The 22,797-nt window shown below is 47.6% G+C and carries 20 protein-coding genes and 1 pseudogene; 17 read left to right on the top strand and 4 right to left on the bottom strand.

Annotation, left to right across the window (positions count from 1 at the left end; all coding sequences use genetic code 11):
- Nucleotides 1-13: 13 nt before the first annotated feature.
- From ACTHTQ_RS01190 to ACTHTQ_RS01160, 7 genes and pseudogenes are all read left to right on the top strand, one after another.
- Entirely contained in the window at nucleotides 14-1,756 is a 1,743-nt protein-coding gene (locus ACTHTQ_RS01190) for a bifunctional alpha/beta hydrolase/class I SAM-dependent methyltransferase (RefSeq protein ID WP_440362817.1), read from the top strand.
- Between the two features lie 389 nt (nucleotides 1,757-2,145).
- The gene (locus ACTHTQ_RS01185; protein ID WP_440362816.1) at nucleotides 2,146-2,733 is read left to right on the top strand and encodes a hypothetical protein; all 588 of its coding nucleotides are present in this window, start codon (nucleotides 2,146-2,148) and stop codon (nucleotides 2,731-2,733) included.
- 4 nt (nucleotides 2,734-2,737) lie between these two features.
- A complete protein-coding gene (locus tag ACTHTQ_RS01180; RefSeq protein ID WP_440362815.1) occupies nucleotides 2,738-4,024 on the top strand; it encodes a phosphatase PAP2/dual specificity phosphatase family protein in 1,287 nt (428 codons plus the stop codon).
- Between the two features lie 2 nt (nucleotides 4,025-4,026).
- Nucleotides 4,027-4,401, top strand: a pseudogene (locus ACTHTQ_RS01175) (hypothetical protein).
- Nucleotides 4,402-4,464: 63 nt separating this feature from the next.
- A complete protein-coding gene (locus ACTHTQ_RS01170) occupies nucleotides 4,465-5,172 on the top strand; it encodes a lysophospholipid acyltransferase family protein (protein WP_254343685.1) in 708 nt (235 codons plus the stop codon).
- A complete protein-coding gene (locus ACTHTQ_RS01165) occupies nucleotides 5,169-6,158 on the top strand; it encodes a phosphatidate cytidylyltransferase (protein ID WP_440362814.1) in 990 nt (329 codons plus the stop codon). Before ACTHTQ_RS01170 ends, ACTHTQ_RS01165 begins: the two co-directional genes overlap by 4 nt.
- Nucleotides 6,159-6,265: 107 nt before the next feature.
- Nucleotides 6,266-6,886 (top strand): DUF2238 domain-containing protein, encoded by a 621-nt coding sequence (locus ACTHTQ_RS01160; RefSeq protein WP_440362813.1) that lies wholly within the window; start codon nucleotides 6,266-6,268, stop codon nucleotides 6,884-6,886.
- A 530-nt stretch (nucleotides 6,887-7,416) separates the two neighbouring features.
- On the opposite strand, the gene ccoP is transcribed toward ACTHTQ_RS01160, so the two are convergent.
- Genes ccoP through ccoN form a run of 4 tightly spaced genes read right to left on the bottom strand, consistent with a single transcriptional unit; the run spans nucleotide 7,417 to nucleotide 11,020 of the window.
- Complete coding sequence (gene ccoP / locus ACTHTQ_RS01155) at nucleotides 7,417-8,748, bottom strand: cytochrome-c oxidase, cbb3-type subunit III (RefSeq protein WP_283120857.1); 1,332 nt, start codon at nucleotides 8,746-8,748, stop codon at nucleotides 7,417-7,419.
- Between the two features lie 30 nt (nucleotides 8,749-8,778).
- On the bottom strand, nucleotides 8,779-8,946 hold the full coding sequence (locus tag ACTHTQ_RS01150; RefSeq protein ID WP_250590641.1) for a cbb3-type cytochrome oxidase subunit 3: 168 nt from the start codon (nucleotides 8,944-8,946) through the stop codon (nucleotides 8,779-8,781).
- A gap of 4 nt (nucleotides 8,947-8,950) precedes the next feature.
- Nucleotides 8,951-9,562: a cytochrome-c oxidase, cbb3-type subunit II gene (gene ccoO / locus ACTHTQ_RS01145; protein WP_440362812.1), complete on the bottom strand. Its 612-nt coding sequence runs from the start codon at nucleotides 9,560-9,562 to the stop codon at nucleotides 8,951-8,953.
- Nucleotides 9,563-9,586: 24 nt separating this feature from the next.
- Entirely contained in the window at nucleotides 9,587-11,020 is a 1,434-nt protein-coding gene (gene ccoN / locus ACTHTQ_RS01140) for a cytochrome-c oxidase, cbb3-type subunit I (protein WP_191620630.1), read from the bottom strand.
- 331 nt (nucleotides 11,021-11,351) lie between these two features.
- Here ccoN and ACTHTQ_RS01135 point away from each other — a divergent pair, with 331 nt between their 5' ends.
- The 10 genes from ACTHTQ_RS01135 to ACTHTQ_RS01090 all read left to right on the top strand — a co-directional run bounded on the left by ACTHTQ_RS01135 (nucleotide 11,352) and on the right by ACTHTQ_RS01090 (nucleotide 22,670).
- Complete coding sequence (locus ACTHTQ_RS01135; RefSeq protein WP_440362811.1) at nucleotides 11,352-13,103, top strand: M61 family metallopeptidase; 1,752 nt, start codon at nucleotides 11,352-11,354, stop codon at nucleotides 13,101-13,103.
- Nucleotides 13,104-13,181: 78 nt separating this feature from the next.
- Nucleotides 13,182-13,622 carry a TIGR01244 family sulfur transferase gene (locus ACTHTQ_RS01130; RefSeq protein WP_440362810.1) on the top strand — a complete coding sequence of 147 codons (441 nt, stop codon included), beginning with the start codon at nucleotides 13,182-13,184 and terminating at the stop codon, nucleotides 13,620-13,622.
- Between the two features lie 435 nt (nucleotides 13,623-14,057).
- Complete coding sequence (locus ACTHTQ_RS01125; protein ID WP_440362809.1) at nucleotides 14,058-14,354, top strand: helix-turn-helix domain-containing protein; 297 nt, start codon at nucleotides 14,058-14,060, stop codon at nucleotides 14,352-14,354.
- A gap of 19 nt (nucleotides 14,355-14,373) precedes the next feature.
- Entirely contained in the window at nucleotides 14,374-16,932 is a 2,559-nt protein-coding gene (glnD, locus tag ACTHTQ_RS01120; protein WP_440362808.1) for a [protein-PII] uridylyltransferase, read from the top strand.
- 810 nt (nucleotides 16,933-17,742) lie between these two features.
- Entirely contained in the window at nucleotides 17,743-18,276 is a 534-nt protein-coding gene (locus ACTHTQ_RS01115; protein ID WP_440362807.1) for a pilin, read from the top strand.
- Between the two features lie 113 nt (nucleotides 18,277-18,389).
- Nucleotides 18,390-18,848: a pilin gene (locus ACTHTQ_RS01110; RefSeq protein WP_440362806.1), complete on the top strand. Its 459-nt coding sequence runs from the start codon at nucleotides 18,390-18,392 to the stop codon at nucleotides 18,846-18,848.
- Between the two features lie 392 nt (nucleotides 18,849-19,240).
- Nucleotides 19,241-19,723, top strand: coding sequence for an Lrp/AsnC family transcriptional regulator (locus tag ACTHTQ_RS01105; protein WP_003684427.1), 483 nt, complete (start codon nucleotides 19,241-19,243; stop codon nucleotides 19,721-19,723).
- A 117-nt stretch (nucleotides 19,724-19,840) separates the two neighbouring features.
- Nucleotides 19,841-20,437 carry a DUF1415 domain-containing protein gene (locus ACTHTQ_RS01100; protein WP_440362805.1) on the top strand — a complete coding sequence of 199 codons (597 nt, stop codon included), beginning with the start codon at nucleotides 19,841-19,843 and terminating at the stop codon, nucleotides 20,435-20,437.
- A gap of 13 nt (nucleotides 20,438-20,450) precedes the next feature.
- Nucleotides 20,451-20,810, top strand: coding sequence for a YbaN family protein (locus tag ACTHTQ_RS01095; protein ID WP_049323898.1), 360 nt, complete (start codon nucleotides 20,451-20,453; stop codon nucleotides 20,808-20,810).
- A gap of 441 nt (nucleotides 20,811-21,251) precedes the next feature.
- Entirely contained in the window at nucleotides 21,252-22,670 is a 1,419-nt protein-coding gene (locus ACTHTQ_RS01090; RefSeq protein ID WP_440362804.1) for a sodium:proton antiporter, read from the top strand.
- Nucleotides 22,671-22,797 lie beyond the last annotated feature (127 nt).

Below are 22,797 nucleotides of genomic sequence, written 5' to 3'. Positions count from 1 at the left end.
TTGGGAGATTCTCATGTCCGAACAGCAAAAATTCTTTTCTACCCAAGACGGGACTTCGCTTTTCTACCGCTATCGCCCTGCTGCCGACGGTTCTTCCGATAAAGCCATTGTGCTGTTCCATCGCGGACATGAGCATTCCGGCCGAATGATGTTTGTGGCGGATGAGCTGGGTTTTGATGATTTTTCCTATTTCGCTTGGGACGCGCGCGGTCATGGTTACAGCCCCGGTGAACGTGGCGATAGTCCGAGCATCGGCACTTCGGTTGCAGACGTAGATGATTTTATCCGACACATTCAAAGCGAATACGGCATCAAACCTGAAAACATTTGCGTGATTGCGCAAAGTGTCGGAGCGGTATTGGTTTCTACTTGGTTGCACGATTACGCGCCGAAAATCCGTTGCGCCGTATTGGCTTCGCCTGCGTTCAAAGTCAAACTCTATGTTCCGTTTGCCCGTACCGGTTTGAAAATGATGCAAAAATGGCGTGGCAATTTCTTTGTCAATAGCTATGTCAAAGCCCACTATCTGACCCACAATGTCGAACGTCAAAAAAGCTACGACAATGATCCGCTGATTGCCCGCGCTATTTCTGTGCGCATCCTGCTGGGTTTATATGAAGCGGCTGAACGTGTGGTTACCGATGCACAAGCGATTACTACGCCTGTACAACTGTTGATTTCAGGCAGCGATTGGGTTGTTCATCACAAACCGCAACACGATTTCTACAACCGTTTGGGCAGCCATATTAAAGAACGCCATATCCTGCCCGGTTTCTACCACGACACCTTAGGCGAGCAAAACCGTGAAATCGCGTTTGTTGAAATGCGCCGTTTTATCCGCGAGCGTTTCAATCAGCCTTTGCAACAAGTCGATCTGACTCAAGCACACTTATTTGGAGACAGTCGTCGAGAAGCTGACGAACTGGCGACGCCTTTGCCTGTTTGTACGCCTCGCGGCGCATTCTGGGCAACATATCGCGCCTCGCTCAAACTGGGTTCGCGCTGGAGTGAAGGCTTGAGAATCGGTCAAGAAACAGGTTTTGATTCAGGCAGCACGCTGGATTACGTCTACCGCAATCAACCGCAAGGCAGCAATGCTTTCGGTGTATGGGTGGATAAATACTATCTCAACGCCATTGGCTGGCGCGGTATCCGCCAACGCAAAGTCAATATCGGCAAAGCCATTCAGACGGCCTCAGCCAAACTGCGTGAAGCAGGCAAACCTGTACACGTTTTGGATATTGCGTCCGGTCATGGCCGCTATGTATTGGATGCCCTGACTGCCGACACATTGCCTAATTCCGTACGCTTGCGCGATTACAGTCCGATTAATGTCGAAGCCGGTCGCAAGCTGATTGCCGAGCGCGGCTTGCAAGACACGGTTACCTTCAATGAGGTCAATGCCTATGACCGCGCCAATTATCACGATTTACAGCCGCGTCCTACCCTGGGCATCGTCTCCGGCCTGCACGAATTGTTTGCCGACAATGATTTGATTTTGAACTCACTCTACGGTTTCGGCGAAGTCATTGAAACCGGCGGCTACCTGATCTACACCGGCCAGCCGTGGCATCCGCAACTGGAAATGATTGCCCGCGCCCTAACCAGCCACAAAGCAGGCAGCCCAAACTGGGTAATGCGCCGCCGCAGTCAGCAGGAAATGGATCAGCTGGTTGAAAAAGCCGGTTTTGAAAAAATCCATCAATGGATAGACGAAGACGGTATTTTCACCGTGAGCTTGGCAGTGAAGAAATAATAAAGATAATAGCAAAAAGAAGGCCGTCTGAACCTTGTTCCGGTTTTCAGACGGCCTCAATGATGCTTAAATCGTTCGCTTTGAATGAAAGATTGGTGTAAACAGATTCGTCGTTTTTCATGATGAAGTGGTTATGTTTTGTCAATACCTATGACTTCAGAAGTAGTGTAGTTATTTCTATTGAAATAACTGCCAAATATGAGTTTTATTTGGTATTACTCCACAAAATAAAAAAAGTGATTTTTGGAATAGACTATCCAGAGCCATCATTACATCACTTTTAAAGTAGAACATATATCTTACCTATTCCGAAAAAATCTACGATATACCAATATACAAAGAAATTTTCGGGAGCGCTTGCTCAAATTTCAATAAGTTGAAATCCCATAATGCTAAAGTTACTTACATTACTGCTTGTTTCCACATTTTCAGCTATCTGCCATGCTGCTACGGTTGACTGGACACCGTTATTGCAATCTATGAAACGAGATTGTGCTTTTGATTTAGAAGCCCTGCCTTATGAAAAGTCTGAAATAGACAGACTACCTACGAAATACCGTACATCCGTTCTCCGTAGCCATAACAAGCAGACGGCATCAGGAAATGAAGTATTAACTATCGAATTGAAAAATTCTGTTGCTTTCGGACAACCCTTATCTGCTTTGATCATTGAATCGAATGAAGGATACGGCTACGTCAAAATGAAATTTTCCCCAAATGCTGATGTGCCTAAGCTTATTACCTTATTTACAACACCGATCAATAGACAACGCGGAATATTGGCAGCAGGCAAGGTACAGAATTTTTGTATCAAAGGCGTGCACGGCACGTTGAAACAATACCAATCTTCACCTCATCACTGGCGTGTTGTTTCTTCTGATGGCCCATGGCAGGAATTCCGCTACCATCCAAAAGAAAACGCTTTATCCTGTTTGCGTTCCGATCAATACGGCGATGAATTGAGATGTCCAAAATAAGTCCATGAAACCCTCCCTCAAAACCTCCCTGCTCAAGCTGATTTTAGTCGGTATCCTGTTTTACACCAGCTACGGCCTCTCCAACCATTACGCGGCGTCGCTAGACTATGTGCCTGAAATCGCTTTTGCATGGGAGAGCAATATTCCGTTTTGGGCATGGGCGATTGTGCCTTATTGGTCGCTGAACCTGATGTATGCCGCGGCATTTTTTCTTTGCCGTGATACACATGAACAAAACCGATATGTAGCGCACCTTGTAGCCGCCCAACTGATTGCGACTGTTTACTTTGTGCTGTTTCCGCTGCGTTTCGGGTGGCCTAAACCGCCTGCCGATGGGCTGTCAGGCTGGCTGTTTGATTCATTGGCTGCATTTGATTTACCGTACAACCAAGCACCATCTTTGCATATCGCGTTGGCGATTATCGTGGGTGCATTTTATTGGACGCGCTTTCCCAAAATCCGCCTGCTGCTTTTCTTATGGCAAAGCCTGATTGCCTTGTCGGTACTGACGACTTATCAACATCATTTTATTGACGTGCCGACCGGAGCATTGCTTGGCTGGCTGGTGTTGTGGGCTTTCCCGCGTCAGATGACTTCGCCGTTAAAACTGGGCTCGAGTGATGTACACTCAAGAAAGATTGCGCTGCTATATTTGCTTGGTGCGTGTTTAATGGCTTTGCCTGCGCTGCTGGGTGGCGCGTGGCTGTGGTTTATATGGATTAGCGTGTCTTTGCTGATGGTGGCTTTTGCCTATTTGACTGGAAATGTGGCCTTCTTCCAAAAACAGGCTAACGGTAAATTATCGGCGGCAGCGACGGTTTTACTGTTGCCTTATCTGGTGGGCGCACGGCTAAACATGGCGTATTGGTTACGCGGTAAGGCGAAAACGGCACAAGTCCGCAATGATGTATGGATTGGCAGCGTTTTGGGGATTTCAAACCATCTGCCTGCCGTATTGGATGTATGCGCCGAATATCCCTGCCGTAGCTATCAAGGAGAATATCGCTCCCTGCCTTTACTGGATATGGTAACGCCGTCTGAAAACGATTTGGTTCAGACGGCCTTGATATTGGAAACCTTGCGCCAAAAACACGGCAAAGTGCTGATATGCTGCGCTTTGGGTTATGGAAGAAGTGCCGCAGTGATGCTGACGTGGCTGCTGGTCTATGGTGGCTGCAAAGACTTGGCGCAAGCGAAGGCCGAACTCCAACAGGCTCGACCGCAAATGGTATTATCGCCAACCACCGCCCAAGCAGTCGAAGCTGCGGCCAACCGTTTAAAACAAGGATAATGATGAACAACGCAACCGACAGCCGTATTACTGCCCACCTGCTCTCTACCACACATTATGTTGCCGCCTGCAACGCCTTGCTGCTCGCCTTGTCGGCAAAATATGGCGGCGCATAGTTTGCGGTGCAACTTGTCTTGGCAGCAGTTTTGTTGTACTGCCATATCCGTATTCACTTCGATCGTCGCGTGTTCCAAGACTTTGCCGACAACCGCTACTCTCCTGAAGACTTTGACTACGCCTTACAGCAAAACGGTTTACGTCAAATTTCAGGCAGCCGTACTTTACCCCAACGGATAAACGGCGCACTTTCCTTATGGCGCAAAAGCTTATACCTGACCGCCGCACAATTTTTAATTTTGCTTATCCAAAACATTTAATTATTTTTGCCGATTTACACAAACCAAATCCTTAGCGGTATCTCACTCCCAAAGGCAGAAACAATGAAAAACTTCCTCAAAAAACAACTTGCCTGGCTGACCGACCAAGCCTTGTGCCTGTCGGTCTCTTTTCTTACGGGCGTGCGCCCCAAAAGCCCGCGCGAGCTGACATTCAATCAGCACCAAAAGGTCTATTACGCCAATCACGGCAGCCATGGCGATTTTGTATTGGTATGGATTTCCCTGCCCCGACGCTGGCGCTTGTCCACGCGCCCTGTCGCCGGTTCGGATTACTGGCTGACGAGCAAACTCAAACGCTTCATCATTCAAAATGTTTTCAACGCCTTGCTGATTCCGCGCCATAGCGATAATCCGCAAGCGATTACCGAACAGATGAAAGACGCGCTAAACGCAGGCGACTCCTTGATTATTTTCCCTGAAGGCACGCGTAATACTGACGACAACACCATCCTACTGCCGTTCAAGTCCGGCATTTATCATCTGGCGAAAAGCAAACCCAATACCGAATTTGTGCCGATTTGGATAGACAACATCAGCCGCGTACTGCCCAAAGGCAAAATCCTGCCTATACCGCTTTTGTGTGAAGTCCATATCGGACAGCCGCTTACTTTGCAGGAAAACGAAGACAAAGACAGCTTTTTGACACGCAGCCGTGAAGCGCTGCTGGCACTCAGGCCGTCTGAAAACGACCGCAGCGAGCTTCGCCAAAATGAACCTGAAGTTCATCAAAACAAAGGAGGACAAGCATGAGCCTTTCTACGAATTCCCAACAAATCATTGTCGAACAAGCCGCCGCTCATCTGACTCCGCAAGCCAGCTATATTTTTGTCGGCGTGTTTGCCGTATTGTGTTTTGCCAGCATCATCGGACAATGGCTTAAGCGCAAAAACGGCGCAGATAATGCCACCATCGCCAACCTCAACGCCCGTATTTACGCATGGTGGCTGATGACGCTGGTGTTGCTGGGCGCGTTTTGGTTCGGCAAAATCGGGACGGTTGTACTGTTTTTCTTGATTTCATTTGCCGCACTGCGCGAATTTATGACCCTCGTCTATCGCCGCCGCAGCGACTATTACAGCATGGTGGTCTGCTTTTACCTGCTGCTGCCGGTGCAATACTATTTCGTCTATGACGGCTGGTACGGCATGTTCAGCATTTTTATTCCGGTTTACGGCTTTTTGATACTGCCGATTATTGCCAGCCTCAGCGGCCAAACCGCGCACTTTTTGGAACGCGCCGCCAAAACGCAATGGATGGCGATGATTTGCATCTTCTGTCTGTCCCATGTTCCGGCGCTGATGTTTCTAGATTTGGACGGCTTCGATAACAGCAATAATATCCTGTTGCTGATCTTCCTGATTGGCGTGGTGCAAGTATCAGATGTGTTGCAATACGTTTGGGGCAAACTGATTGGCGGTGCAAAAATCATGCCTTCACTTTCCCCGTCTAAAACCATTTCCGGCACAGTCGGCGGCATTTTGTCGGCCACAGCCATTGCCGCGCTGATGGCGCCGATTACGCCGTTCTCCCACGACCAAGCGGCCATTATCGGCTTTATCGTCTGCCTAATGGGCTTCTTTGGCGGCCTGGTTATGTCTGCCATCAAACGCGATTACGGTGTCAAAGACTGGGGCAATATGATACGCGGCCACGGCGGGATGCTTGACCGCGTGGATTCGATTTGTTTTGCCGCACCCGTGTTTTTCCACATCACCCGTTATTTCTGGAACGGCTAAACTTCAGGCCGTCTGAAAGCTGTTTTCAGACAGCCTTTAATGCATGAAACTGCCAGCCCTGCCGATTCGTTATACAATACGCGACATTGTTATTACATACACACAACATGAATAAACCCTCTCCAATCTTTCCCATTTTTCTTGCTACGATTATCTTCGCCCTCATTGTTTGGTCAGGCATCAATCCCCATGACCGCGCGGTCTGGTACGCCGAAATCATTCCCGTCGCATCCGTATTCTTCCTTCTGGTTGCCACCTACCGCATTTTCCGCTTCAGCAACCTGGCCTACTTATTCATGAGTTTCTGGCTCATCATGCATTCCATCGGTGCATACTACACTTTTGCCGATGTGCCATTTGAATCCATCAACCGCTTTATCGAACCAATTTTGGGCGAAAACCGCAATCATTACGACCGTATTGCCCATTACATCATCGGCTTTTATGCCTACCCGATGGCTGAATGGCTGCTGCGCCGCAAGCTGTGCAATTTGCCGTTGGCCTTATTTTTCTCCCTGTTCTTCATTATGAGCGTGGCTGCCGCCTATGAAATCATCGAATGGCAATATGCCGTCATCGATGGTGGAGAGGCCGGACTGGAGTTCTTGGGCTCTCAAGGCGATATTTGGGACGCGCAAAAAGACATGCTTGCCGATACTTTGGGCGCGTTAACTGCTCTGTTTATTTTTGTATTTACCCGACCCGATAAACGCTTGGGTTTCTCTTAAATCTACCCCTTTACAGCAAAAGGCCGTCTGAAACCAGATTTTCAGACGGCCTTTTTCATTTTTCTATTGGTATGTTGGAACATTGGTTGACAATAATTGGAGCAGGTTGTCGGTCACCCATTTGAATATAATGGTTTAGATACCAATATCAAAGTGCGGCTACTGCCAATATAGAAAGCTTCATTAGAAACAATTTTGTCGGCAAGCCTGATCTAAGATTTGCCGCCAACGGTATAGACTCTATGCGTATGATGATGCGCATAGAAGATCATGACACCTTTTTTAACCGCAAATTGAAAGTAATACGAAATTGGGAACAATCACCCAAAACTACTCGACAGCGTCGAATAATCTTTCAGTGAGTAGTTCCTGAACCGTAGTACATCTACTTTAAATTGAATAATCTAGGTTTAAAACAAAAGGCCGTCTGAATGTTTCAGACGGCCTTTTGTATGTTTTTTCCATACGGTTTTATCAAATATAAAAAAGCGTACCTTTCTAGGTACGCTTTTTTTCAATCTGACTCAAAATTAGAATTTCGCGCCAGACTCGTTTGCCATAAAGTCTACAGCTGCTTTAACTTCATCATCACTCAGGCTGCCATTACCGCCTTTAGCCGGCATAGAATTAAAGCCTTCGATAGCATGTTTGTGCAGAGTGTCTTTACCTTGTTTGATACGAGGAGCCCAGTCTTCTTTTTTACCTACGACAGGAGCACCTGGAATCAAACCGCCATGACATGTTTTACAGTTGGCTTCAAAAACAGCTTTACCATCAACTTTGGCAGAAGCCTCTTCAGGTTTAGCTTCAGCTGCTGGAGCTGCTTTGGCATCTGATGCAGGAGCGGCAGATGCTGCGCTGTCAGCTGCAGGGGCTGATGCTTCGGCTGCTGGAGCAGCTTGAGCAGGCTCGGCTTTTTTAGCAGGAGCTTTTTTACCGTCTTTGTTAGACATACCCCAAACGTAAGCAGTCATGATGTGCAGCTTGTCTTTGTCGAGGAAGTGACCCCAAGCAGGCATTTGGCTGCTGCGGCCGTTGGTAATGGTTTCGGTAATCGCTTTTTGAGTACCGCCCCACAACCATACATCGTCAGTCAGGTTCGGACCAAGACCTTGGATACCTTGACCTTTGTCGCCGTGACAAGTGAAACAGTTGGCAGGTGGGCCGCTAAACAGGGCTTTACCGCGTTCTGCACGTTCTTCGTCGTATTGACCTTTAGGTTTAGAAAGAGACATAACATACTGTGTTACGTTTTTCACTCCTTCTTCACCCAAAGCAGGACCCCATGCAGGCATGGCGGCAGTACGGCCTTTTTCAATAGTTTCCTGAATTTTTTCAGGTTCGCCACCCCACAGCCAGTCGTCGTCAGTCAGATTTGGGAAGCCTTTAGAGCCTTTGGCATCTGAACCGTGACATTGGATACAGTAGGTATTGAAAAGGTTTTGACCGATAGCTTGTGCTTCAGGATTTTTAGCCACTTGATCAATCGGCATTTTGGCAAACTTAGCATACACTTGGCTGTATTTCTGTTCGGCTTTGGCAACCTCTTCTTCATACTGACCGTGGCTAGTCCAGCCCCAGATACCTTTAAAGTCACCGACACCCGGATACATGACCAGATAGCCGATACCGAAGGTCCAAGTGCAGACATACAGCCAAAACCACCAACGCGGCAGCGGGTTGTTGTATTCTTCAATACCGTCCCATTCATGACCTGTCGTTTTGACTTCTTCGCCCTTTTTAGGGCGCTTCACAACGTTTTGGGAAAGCAGCAGCCATGCCAAGCCGATAAAGCTGAGCACGACAATAACTGCAATGTATATATTCCAGAAATTACTGGTAAATTGGGATGTTGTGTTCATTCTTTTGCTCCGTGATCACGGACTAAACTGTTATCGCCCGTCTTTTTCAGACGACCCTTTATCATCATTGTCAAAAATACTGCTCGCAGCATCATCGTAGTTCTTTTTATTACGTCGATTAAAAACAATATAAAGTACTAAGATGAAACTGATAAAAACCCAAACAGTAAAGAGCGAGCGAGCCCAGTTCACGTCCATGATGTTACCTTACGTTTTTCAATGCCAAGCCTAAGCCTTGCAGGTATGCAATCACCGCATCCAGCTCTGATTTGTTTGCCAAAGCTTCAGGAGCTTTTTCAATTTCTTCATCGCTGTAAGGCGTACCGACTTTACGCAGGGCTTTCATATGTGCCACTGTTGCTTCGGCATCGACTTTGTTGCGGGCAAGCCATGGGAAAGCAGGCATATTGGACTCTGGCACAACGTCGCGCGGGTTCAGCAGGTGGATGCGGTGCCATTCATCGGAATAACGGCCGCCGACACGAGCCAAATCCGGACCGGTACGTTTAGAACCCCATTGGAACGGATGGTCATAAACAGACTCACCGGCAACGGAGTAGTGGCCGTAACGTTCAGTTTCTGCACGGAATGGACGAATCATTTGAGAATGGCAGTTGTAGCAGCCTTCGCGTACGTAAATATCACGACCGGCCACTTGCAAGGCGTTGTATGGTTTCACGCCTGGCGCAGGTTCAGTAACTGCCTTGGAGAAGAACAGCGGGACGGCCTCGATCAGAAGGCCGACGCTGACTACAAGCAGGGTGAATACAATCAGTACACCGACTTTTTCTTCAGCTAATTGTTGTAATTTCATTTTGGTAGCCTATCTTTCTTATCATTAGTGGTGCTGAGTTTGAGAAACCGCAGGAATCTCAGCATCAACTGCTTTACCACTGATAGCTGTACGGTAAACGTTGTATGCCATGATGCACATACCGCTCAGGTACAGAAGACCGCCGGTGAAACGAATCATGTAGTAAGGCATGGTACGTTTAACTGACTCTACAAACGAATAAGTCAAAGTACCGTCAGCATTCAGAGAACCCCACATCAGGCCTTGCATCACACCGGCAATCCACATCGCGGCGATATACAGAACCACACCGATGGTTGCAATCCAGAAATGCGCTTCAACCAATTTGGTGCTGTACATTTCGTTTTTACCGAAGAGGCGTGGGATCATATAGTAAACGGAACCGATGGTTACGAAGCCTACCCAACCCAATGCACCGGCGTGAACGTGTGCAACAGTCCAGTCAGTGTAGTGGCTCAGAGCGTTAACAGTTTTGATAGACATCATCGGGCCTTCGAAGGTAGACATACCGTAGAAGGACAGAGATACGATCAGGAATTTCAAAATCGGGTCGGTACGCAGTTTGTCCCATGCACCAGACAGAGTCATGATACCGTTGATCATACCGCCCCAAGAAGGTGCGAACAGGATCAAAGACAATACCATACCCAAAGATTGAGTCCAGTCAGGCAATGCGGTGTAGTGCAAGTGGTGAGAACCTGCCCACATATAAGTGAAAATCAAAGCCCAGAAGTGAACAACGGACAAGCGGTAAGAATAAATAGGACGGCCTGCTTGTTTTGGTACGAAGTAATACATCATACCCAAGAAGCCGGCTGTCAGGAAAAAGCCTACTGCATTGTGGCCGTACCACCATTGAACCATCGCATCAATCGCACCAGCGTAAACCGGGTAAGATTTCATCAAACCGGCAGGGATGCTGATATTATTGACGATGTGCAACAGCGCAACAGCCAAGATGAAGCCGCCGTAGAACCAGTTGGCAACGTAAATATGTTTGATTTTACGTTTGGCAATCGTACCGAAGAATACGATAGCGTAGGCAACCCACACCAGCGTAATCAAAATGTCGATAGGCCATTCCAACTCGGCGTATTCTTTACCTTGGGTGTAACCCATAGGCAAGCTGATAGCCGCAGCCACGATGACAGCCTGCCAACCCCAGAAGGTAAATGCAGGCAACCAACCGCCAAACAGACGGGTATTACATGTACGTTGAACAACGTAGTATGATGTACCGATCAGACCGCAACCACCGAATGCAAAAATAACCGCATTGGTATGCAGCGGACGCAGGCGACCAAAGTGGAACCAAGGTCCAATTTCAGATAAATCAAGGGATGGAGCAAATAATTGGGCGGCTACAATTACACCGACCAACATGCCCACAATACCCCAAACTACAGTCATGATGGCGAACTGGCGCACCACTTTGTAGTTATAAGTTTGTGTGTCCATGGAAGTCTCCATAAATTATGGGTATAAAAAATTTTTATCTCACCCCAACCCTTACGTTTATAAAAAGCGCAATACGGCTAAGGCTCAAATTTTTCTAAATTTAACATAGACACCAAGACATGCCAAGCAAAATTACATTCCATATTGCATAAAACCTTTAGTGAGACATCATCTCATTTCTTTTATAATCAATAAATTATTTAAACATATCCAATAAATCGGACACAGCATTTTTTCAAGCCCCTTTTTCGTACAGATTTATTGATATAGATTAAACCTAACCTTTTAAAACACTTATCCTTAATAAATTTTAGCAAACTATACAATAGCCATGATTAATTACAAAATTACCCCCAACTTTCTGTCTCATGAATGGCACATCACCTTATCATTCACTCAAACCAATGATTCTGAAACAGAAATCAGCCTGCCCAACTGGGTTCCCGGCAGCTACCTCATCCGTGACTTTGCCCGCCACATCACACACATCAGCGCGCGCTGCAACGGCAAAGCCCAGCCGCTGACACAAACCAGCAAAAACCATTGGCAAACCCCTACCCTCAGTGGAGCGTGGGAAATTTACTACACCGTCTACGCATTCGACTTGTCTGTACGCGGCTCATTCCTCAGTACAGAGCGCGGCTTTTTCGACGGCGCATGCCTATTCTTAAAAGTACACGGACAAGAGGAACAACCGCACCAAGTCGAATTTCCTACCCTGCCACACACATGGCAGATAGCCACAACCCTGCCCAAAATTTCGACAACCACTTTTCAGACGGCCTCATATGCCGAGCTGATTGATCACCCCGTTGAAACAGGCATCATCGAATTCCTCGACTTTGCAGCACAAGGCATTCCCCACCGTATTGCATTAAGTGGTATTTACCCCGATTTCGACCGCGCCCGCTTCCTCGCCGATATTCAAAAAATCTGCGAAACCGAGTTGGCGATGTTCCCCTCCCCTGCCCCGTTTACCGAATACCTTTTCCTACTACATCTGGGCGACAACCTCTACGGCGGACTGGAACACATCAGCAGCACCGCCCTTCTTGCCGACCGCCACAGTCTGCCATCTTACGATATGGGCGAAGCCGACAAAGCCTATACCGAATTACTCGGCCTCTTCTCCCATGAATACTTCCACGCATGGAATGTTAAATCCATCAAACCGGCCGTCTTCGCACCTTACAATCTCGACCAAGAAAACTACACCGAGCAACTTTGGGCATTTGAAGGCATTACTTCCTACTACGACGACCTCTTTCTTGCCCGAAGCAAAACCATCAGTCCCGAAGCCTACCTTACCCTGCTTGCACAAAGCATCACACGCGTACAGCAACCACAAGGCCGTCTGAAACAAACACTTGCCCAATCCAGTTTCAGCGCATGGGACAAGTTCTACAAACAAGACGAAAACAGCCCCAACGCCATCGTCAGCTACTATCAAAAAGGCGCACTGGCCGCACTTTGCCTCGACCTTATCATCCGTGAAAAAAGCCAAGGCAAATACACCCTCGACAGCGTAATGCAGCAACACTATCGCGACTGGCGCAATACTCATCAAGGCATACCCGAAAAACACTGGCAATCCCGTTGCCAAGAAATGACCGGTTTAGATTTAGAAGCCTTCTTTCAGACGGCCTTATACAGCACCGAAGACCTTCCGCTCGCAGAATGCCTGCAAAGCGTAGGTGTCAAACTCGACTTTATCCCCCTGCCACGCCAGCACGGCGGAGCATTTGCAAGCGAACCCCAATCGGTTGCCCCCGCCAATGATTTGGGCGCACGTTTTAAACAAAACAGCGACCATGCCGTCCTGACTCATGTATTTAATGGTGGCAGCGCAGAAAATGCCGGACTCTGCCCGCAAGACAAAATCATCGCCTTAGGCGGCTATGCCTGCAACGACCTTGCAGCGCAGTGGAGCAAACTGCCTATCGGCACGCGCACCACCATCCATTTCTTCCGCCAAGGCCTGTTGCGCGAGACCAGCATCACAGTTCAAGCAGCAGAAGCCAATACCGCCCTGCTACACATTACCGATCGCCAAAAACTCGAAAACTGGTTGTACAATCATTAAATAAAACTTCAAACGGCCTGCCACTTCCTAGGCCGTCTGAAATCAACATGTCCGCTCAATATAAAGAAAGGAAAAACTATGCCCATCCGTAAACTGACCGACACCCTCTATATCGCCCCCCAACTGACCGAAGCCAATGTCCAAGAAGCCGTATGCCTCGGCATCCAAACCGTCATCTGCAACCGCCCGGACGGTGAAGAAGAAAACCAACCGGCTTTTGCCGAAGTGCAAAACTGGTTTAAAGAGGCCGGCATCAACCAATTCTCACACCAGCCCGTCGTTGCGCCTCAAATCAACGCAGCTGATGTTGCAGCCTTCCAAAATCTGTTGCAACAATCTCCGGCTCCTATCCTTGCCTTCTGCCGTACCGGCACTCGCTGCTCTCTGCTTTGGGGTTATCATCAAGTGCAACACGGTGTATCCGTAGCCGAAGTAGTTGCCGCAGCCGAACAGGCAGGTGTCAACCTCAGCAACTTTGAAGCCCACCTGCAAGAAGCCAAAGATAAAGGTTTGGCTTAATACTTAATTTATATAAGTAGCAGCCTTTAAACCAATCAGGCCGTCTGAAACCCATTTTTCAGACGGCCTAATGACTTTTATTCACAATCAAACCTTATTTTTAATTTATTTCCACTATCCTAAAAATATATTTTCTAAATCAAGCCCGAATTGACCTGTATCAATACCCCAACCCTATTTTCATTTATAATGCCTTTCAATGCTTCAGGGCCAAGCCCTAATCATCCAGTTTTCCTCTATAAGAGCCAGCTCTCTTATTAAATGATTTTTCTTTCCTCTTGATGTGTGTGTGTTTGGGTGTGGCCGAAAGCCACCCCCTTTTTTTTATACCTACCCCCTTTAAGGCCGTCTGAAAACTTTCAGACGGCCTTTCCTTTCCCCTCACAAAAATAGTATAAAATCCCCTTATCGTTCAAACCACAAACTCAAAATACCATGGTCAATAAACTCACTCTCCCTCCCAGCCTGCCCGATCCGCAAGACCTCCGCGCCGTTATCGCTTACAACATGCGCCTCTATCGCGTCAATCACGGCTGGTCGCAAGAAGAACTGGCACGCCAATGCGGACTTGACCGTACCTACGTCTCCGCCGTCGAGCGCAAACGCTGGAATATCGCCCTTTCCAACATCGAAAAAATCGCATCCGCGCTTAAAATTGCTCCTTACAAACTCCTCCTTCCGCCACAAGAAATGCTCCGTCAAATGACCGAGCCTGCCGATACCCAAGCCTAATTCACAGCCAGATACCATCATGACCGCCGCCCAACAAGCCATCCAAACCTACCAGCAGCAAAAAGCCGCAGCAGAAACTGCCTACCGCCAAAACAACCGCCCTACCGTTTATTTCCGCGACCATATCGCCGCTGCCGAAACCCTGCTGCAAACCCTCTGGCAAATCCACTTCCCCGACAGCAACGACATCAGCCTGATTGCCATCGGCGGCTTTGGGCGTTGCGAACTCTATCCCCATTCCGACTGGGACTTAGCAATTATTTCCTCCACTCCTTTTTCAGACGGCCTGCAACAGCAAACCGCCCAATTTATCCAAACCCTTTGGGACGCACGCCTCAATCCGGCCATCAAAAGCGGCAGCATAGAAGAAATCCTCCAAAGCACCCAAAACGACATTACCGGCGAAACCGCCTTTCTAGAAGCACGCCACCTACAAGGCAATGCCGACCTTACCGCCCAACTTCTAAACAAACTCAACACACGCCGCGACACAGCCGCCTTTATCGAAGCCAAACTCCTCGAAATGGAGCAACGCCATACCAAATCCCAAGGCACAGGCGCACAACTCGAACCCAACATCAAAACCTGCCCCGGCGGCCTGCGCGACATCCACACCCTTATCTGGACAGCCAAAGCACAAGGCATAGACAGCAACCCTACCGCCCTCGTTACCGCCGGCGTCCTCACACGCACCGAAGCCGGTATGTTGGCCCATGGCTACCGCCGGCTCGCCAACATCCGCATTTATCTCCACCTTACTGCCGACAGCCCCGAAGACAGGCTGCTTTTCGACTACCAGTCCCAAGTTGCCGAAAGCTTAGGCTATACCCAACCCGACATCCGCGGCCGAAGCGAAGCCCTAATGCACACCTTCTACCGTGCCACCAAAGCCATCAAACAACTCAACGGCATCCTCATTCCGGTTCTCAAAAACCATCAAACCTCCAGCCGTCCCCAACATATCCACCCCATCGACAGCCACTACAAACGCATCGGCCACCAAATCGCCGCCAACGACCTTGCCCTGTTCGAGCAAAATCCCGAACACATCTTCACCATCATTCAAACCATGCAGGAGCAAAACATCACCACCATCGAGCCGCAAACCCTGCGTGCATGGTGGGCATCCACACGAAAAATCAATGCCCGTTTCACCCAAAATCCAGAAAACCGCCGCCGCTTTATCCAATTCTTCAAACACGGCACCGGCCTTACCCAAACCCTCCGTTTTCTCAACCTCTACGGCGTACTTGGCCGCTATCTCCCCGCATGGGAAAAAATCACCGGCCTGCTCCAACACGACCTCTTCCATATTTACCCCGTAGACGACCACATCCTGACCGTCGTCCGCAATATGCGCCGTCTCGCCATCGAAACCCACAGCCACGAAATGCCCGAGGCCAGCGCCATCATGCAGGCCTACCCACGACCACATGTCCTCTACACCGCCGCCCTGCTGCACGACATCGCCAAAGGCCGTGGCGGCGATCACGCCAAAGAAGGCATCAAAGACGCACAACAATTCGCCGCCAACCACTACTACACCGAAGAAGAAAGCCACCTCCTCGCATGGCTGGTTGAAAACCACCTGCTCATGTCCACCGTTGCCCAAAAAGAAGACATCCAAGATCCCCATGTCCTCCAAGCCTTTTGCCGCCGTATTCCCACGCGCGAATACCTAGACGCACTCTACCTGCTTACCATTGCCGACATCCGCGGCACCAACCCCAAACTTTGGAACACATGGCGCGCCAGCCTGCTCCAAACCCTCTACCACAGCACCGCCGCCGTTTTAAACAGCAAACACCACGATCCCGAACGCCTCCCCAACCGACGCGAACAAGCCTCGACCGATCAGCTCACACGCGCGGCCGTTCCCCTCAAAAACCAACAAAAACTCCGCCGCATCCTCGGCAGCGCATACTACGTCCGCCATCAGACGCGGGAAATCCTCTGGCACACCGCAAACCTCGCCTATGACACCCAAAGTCCGGCCGTCCGCAGCCGTATCCTCCCCCAAAGCAACAGCCTTCAAGTCATGGTATTCATGCCCAATGGCGACCGCCTCTTCGCACGCCTCTGCCGCATCTTCAGCAGCCACCGCTTCGACATCCAAGCCGCCCGTGCCTTCATTACCGAGCACGACTACATCCTTGACACCTTTATCCTGCAACTTCCCGACAATCTCCCGCCCGAAGAATATCCCGACCGTCAAAGCGCACTCGAAGCCGAACTCAACAGCTTCATCCACGGCAATACCACCGTCCAAAAACAAAGCGGCCGCCCGCACATCAGCCGCCGCATCCGCCACATTCCCATTCCGCCTACCGTAATCATCACCCCCGAAGAAGATTATCCCGGCTGGCACACCATAGACATCACCGCCGTCAACCGCCCCCATCTCCTCGCCGATATCGCCGAGACCTTCTTTGCACACAACATCAGCCTGCGCTACGCCAAAATCACCACCTTGGATCAGCGCATTGAGGACAGCTTCATTACCTACAGCCCATCCCTACAAGACCCGCAAACCCAAAACACCCTAAAACAGGCATTGATCGAAGTCTTGACCCCATAAAGGCCGTCTGAACATCTTAAAAACATAGGGTGAGCATTTTTTGCTCACCCTAATCGCACCCAAAAATATAAACATCCTGAATATACCCTTCTAAAACACTCAAGAAATCCAAAGCCTTAAAATTCGAAACCAGAACTTCCTTCTGACATAAAACTACATTCAAAAATCATAATCCATATGAATATAATTCTAATGGGAAAATTTCATTCACCTATTACGCCAAACCCTCTTCAAAAATCCTTCCTTCCAAATTTTCTCCTTATCCGTATTCAAACAAAATACGCATAAAAAATAAAACCCATAAAAAACAAAAAAATAAAATCACAAAATATTAAACTCGCCGATTAATCCATAAAAATACCGCCCATCCAAATCAATTAACATATTATTGAACCAAGCTTAATTTCTGACAAAAAACGTCACATGACCAAACTCGCACACACTCTCTGTCACAAAAAACACAAAACTGACAAAAAACGTCAACCCCCTAATTTCCCAAAAATCCTGAAACTTTCAAACAAAACCTCACAAAATTTAAAAATTTAAAAAAAATTTCAATAAAAACAATAAACAAAAAATAAAAAATAATTTTTTTAATCAGTTTTGCACACTTGGCACACCGACTGCTTGAAACAACACGTCCGATAAGGCTCAAGCCTCAAAGCAGCAAGCCCGACGGAAGCTGTATATTCCTTCTTACTTTATGGTTTACTCATAATACATAGTACCAAGTAATACATAGTGCCAAGCACATTACGGACTTTTTACTTAAACACAATTATTCACACTTTAAAACTGGAATTTTAAACAATGAAAGCAATCCAAAAAGGTTTCTCCCTGATCGAATTGATGATCGTCATCGCGATTCTAGGCATCTTGGCAGTTATCGCCCTGCCTGCATACCAAGACTACACTGCACGTGCCCAAGTTTCTGAAGCCATCTTATTGATGGAAGGTCAAAAGTCTGCTGTTGTTGAATACTATGCAGATAAAGGCAAATGGCCTGCTAGCAATACCGAAGCAGGTATTGCAACTAATACAAGCATTCAGGGTAAATATGTTGCACAAGTAGATGTTGGTGGTAACGGTGTTATTACTGCCAAAATGAAAACTACTGACGTGAATAAGGAAATTGTAGGCAAAACCGTATCACTTACCCCTACGGCCACTACTACCACTGCCAGTGCTACTCCTGGTGGAACTGCAACTGCAACTGCTAACGGCTCCTTTACTTGGACTTGTACTCCAGGTGCAACTGATGGCGTAGCTACAAAATTCTTGCCTTCCTCTTGCCGTCCTGCTACTACCGCTACTACAGGTGGTTCTGGAACAGGTGGTTCTTGAACAGGTGGTTAATTTAAATATCTAACAAAAGATATTCGACTAAAAGCAAATCCCATAAGAATTATGGGATTTGCTTTATAAAATAAAAATAAGAAAACGACATACTCAAAAAAATGAAAAAACTACGCAACGCCCAAACCGGCTTTAGCCTGATTGAGTTGATGATTGTTATCGGCATTATCGGCATTTTGGCAGTAGCGGCTCTTCCTGCATACCAAAACTATGTTGCCAGAGCACAAGTAGCAGAAGGCATCATGCTGGCAGCCAGTATGAAAAGCTACGTCGAAGAAGCCTATGCAGATAAAGGTAGCTTACCGCTTGACCTAAATATCAAGCAACTCGCTTCAGACGACAATAAAGTCGGTAACTATGTCAAGATTGTCCGTATTGAAGATAACGGCACTATTGTTGTCGCCATCGGTAATCAAGCTGCTGTTCCTGTGAAGAATACCGAAATCCACCTGACACCAAGTTTTGCAAAAACAGGTAGTACTAAAGGCACAACAGTTTGGTCTTGCGGTGGCACCATGGATACACACTTCCTTCCTGTATCCTGCAAACAGAGCCTGTAAGCTTATTTCCCAAAACACAAAAATACATTGCGAAGAAAACACCCCAAACAAAGCCAAATACAAACGCGGAAAACGAATCAAAACAAAAGAACAAAACTCTCCAAAACAAGGTCATTAAGAGCCTGAATATCACATTACGAAAATAAATGCCGTCTGAAATTCATTTTCAGACGGCCTCTTTATACCTAATCACAATATGACATAAAACTTTGATCTTGATTAGTTTCAGACGGCCTTCATCTTTTCACCACTACATAAAACAAATTCGCAACACTCCTGATAAGACAATTTGTCGCACATCTGAACTCAATATATAATTTAACCATACAAGTCTTTATTTTTAAGCATTTTTCATTTTTAAAACATACATTGCCTACATTGGGAGAAACATCATGCCTCATCTGAATTTAGATAAAACGGATTTAAAGATTCTGCAGGTTTTGCAGGAAAATGGGCGGTTGAGCAATGTTGAGCTTTCTGAAAAGGTGGCGCTCTCCCCTTCTCCCTGTCTGCGCCGTCTCAAACAGCTTGAAGATGCGGGCATTATTCAAAAATACGCGGCCCAGCTTTCTCCCGTATCTTTGGGCTTGGGTTTGCAGGCTTTTATCCGTGTATCGATTAGCAAGGCAAAAGATGCGCGCGAGGATTTTTCCGAATCTGTCCGCGCTTGGCCGGAAGTATTGAGCTGCTTTGCGTTAACAGGTGAAACCGACTATCTGCTCCATGCCTTTTTTACCGATATGAACGCGTTTTCCCATTTTGTTTTGGATACGCTGCTTTCTCACCACGGCGTGCAAGATGCGCAATCGAGTTTTGTGTTGAAAGAAATTAAAAACACGACCGCTCTGCCTTTGGTTCATTTGGTTCAGGATTAATGATTTGAAACTGATAAAGGCCGTCTGTTGTTCAGACGGCCTTTTAAATTTCTATGGTTTGCGTTCACATCCATACACTTGTATACTTTTTAAGAATAATTCACATAAGCTTTTACCATGACTGACACCGCCCATCTCGACGCCCATACTGTTGCAGAACATACCAAACAATGGCTGGAAAAAGCCGTTATCGGGCTGAATCTCTGCCCGTTTGCCAAAGCGCCGCACGTTAAAAATCTGGTTCGCATCGTTGTCAGCGAAGCCCGTCATTTGGACGGTTTCCTTGAAGACTTGGATCGTGAATTGCAGCTTCTGGGCAATACGCCTGCTTCGGAATTGGAAACCACTTTACTGGTTCATCCAACGCTGTTCCCTGATTTTGAAACTTTCAACCAAATGTTGGAAATCGCCGATGATGCCGTTGTAGAAAACGAATTGGAAGGCATTGTCCAAATTGCACCGTTCCATCCTGATTTCCAATTTGAAGGCACAGAAGCCAACGACATCAGCAACTACACCAACCGCTCGCCCTACCCGACTTTACACCTGATTCGTGAAGACAGTATTGCCAAAGCGGCTGAAGCATTTCCCGATGCCTCGGCAATTTTTGACCGCAATATTGCGTTGCTGGAAAAAATGGGGCATGAGGGCTGGGATAAGTTGGATATTCCGCGTTGTCCATTTCCGCATCACAAGCCGTCTGAAAACAAATAATTGGTGATGGAAGATGGTTCGTCATCTATTGATCTTTTGCGGCGCATTGTCGCTCGTTTTGGGCATTATCGGTATTTTCCTGCCATTTCTGCCGACTACGCCTTTTATTTTATTGACCGCTACTTGCTGGGCACAGGCTTCGCCGCGCTTTCACAATTGGCTCTATCATCACCGCTATTTCGGCCCAATCATACAAAACTGGGAAAACAACGGCGCCGTGCCGCGCAAGGCAAAGTTTTTCGCTATCGGCATGATGACCTTTTCCTGCCTGTTGATGTTTTGGCGGTTTCCGGAACGCTGGTGGATCGGTGTCATATCGTCAATCTGTTGCAGCTGCGTGGCCGTGTGGATGTGGCTGCGGCCGGAAGCATAAAATAAAGCAGGTGGGCATTTTCGCTCACCTGTTTTTGTTTTCATACCCAATTTATCTGTCAAAACAATCAGTAACACCTAAAACACCCTATTCAACCCTCATTTTTTCAGACGGCCTTTATTTATTCAATCAAATGTAAATTTTAGCTAAAATTAATCTAAAGTGTTTTTCTGATAGGATTATTATTGATAATTCAAACCCCTGTTTCAAAACCACTTTTCTACTACTTTCGACTACTTCCCTCCCTTTTATTTCTTTATTTGTATCAACATTTCTTTTGATTCCAATATTCTAAACCGTCCCTTAACACTTGCTTTGCGTTATACTTTCCCCTGACACAACCGCGCAGTTCGTCTGGATATTTCAGACGGCCTGAATATTTCACCGCCGTACTTTCTCAACAAAGTTCCTAACGGCGCAACAGAATAAAAAGGAAATACTATGCGCTACCTCTCGTTTTTACTGCTGCTTGCCGCCTTCCCGGCAGCGGCATCCGATTTTGACGGCTCGTCCGCCAGCCTGCTTTGGGGGCTGCCGTTTGCCCTGATTCTATTGTCTATCGCACTCGGGCCTCTGTTTTTCTCCCGTATTTGGCACCACCATTTCGGCAAAATTACCGCGTTTTGGACGCTGCTGTTTTTGACGCCGTTTATCGTAACCTTTGGTTTCAGCGCCGGCGTACATACCGTTGCCCATGCGTTAGTTGAAGAATACATTCCGTTTATCCTGCTGCTTTTGGCGCTCTATACCATTTCGGGCGGTATTTTTGTCAGCGGCGACTTGCACGGCTCGCCGAAATTAAACACCACCCTGTTGGCAGTCGGCACGGCTTTGTCATCCGTCATGGGCACGACAGGCGCGGCGATGTTGATGATTCGCCCGCTTTTAAAAGCCAACCATAATCGCCATTACCGCGTTCACATCGTGATTTTCTTCATTTTCTTGGTAGCGAATATCGGCGGCGGCTTGACGCCGTTGGGCGATCCTCCGTTGTTTTTGGGTTTCCTGAAAGGCGTAGATTTCATGTGGACCGTCAAACACATGCTGATGCCTGTATTGATCAGTTCTGTGGTTTTGCTGGCCATTTTCTACATCATCGACAGCCGACACTTCAACCGTGAACAAAGCGAGCACCTTGCTCCTACTCCTTCCGATAAAGAAGAAAAAGTCAAAATTTACGGCAAATGGAATTTCCTGTTACTGGCCGCTGTAGTCGGCGCGGTTTTGCTGTCCGGTTTGTGGAAACCAAATCATCCGGGCTTTGAAATCTTGGGCAGCCATTACGCCTTGCAAAACCTGATGCGCGATGGCATTTTGCTGGCTTTGACCGCCGTATCTTGGATTATTACGCCCAAACAGGTACGCGCAGGTAATGAGTTCAACTTCGAGCCGATTGCCGAAGTGGGCAAACTGTTTTTGGGTATTTTCATTACGATTTCACCTGTTTTGGCGATTTTGAAAGCCGGCGAAACAGGCGCATTGGCTTCCGTGGTTTCTTTGGTTCACGACGCGGCAGGCAATCCGATTAATGTGATGTATTTCTGGATGAGCGGCATTTTGTCGGCATTCTTGGATAACGCGCCGACTTATTTGGTGTTCTTCAATATGGCCGGTGGCGATGCCCACGCCTTGATGACAGGCCATCTGTTCCATTCGTTGCTGGCAGTATCCATGGGCTCTGTATTTATGGGTGCGCTCACTTATATCGGTAATGCGCCGAACTTCATGGTCAAAGCCATTGCCGAACAACGCGGCGTACCGATGCCTTCCTTCTTCGGCTATATGGCATGGTCGGTGATTGTATTGGTACCGCTGTTTGCCCTGCATACGATGGTTTTCTTCGTTTGGCAGCTCTTTTAAACTTAGAGGCCGTCTGAAATTCAGACGGCCTTTTATTTTTAGCTATATCATCAAATATAGCGTTTAAATATCAATCAGTTAAAAATTATTTCCCTTAACACTCGATTACACATTCCTACTTTTTTCC

The organism is Neisseria sp. P0020.S003 (assembly GCF_051957095.1).
GTDB classification, from domain to species: Bacteria; Pseudomonadota; Gammaproteobacteria; order Burkholderiales; family Neisseriaceae; genus Neisseria; species Neisseria subflava.
Note: the sequence above shows the minus strand (reverse complement) of the source record. Positions and strands in the feature narration are given on the sequence as shown.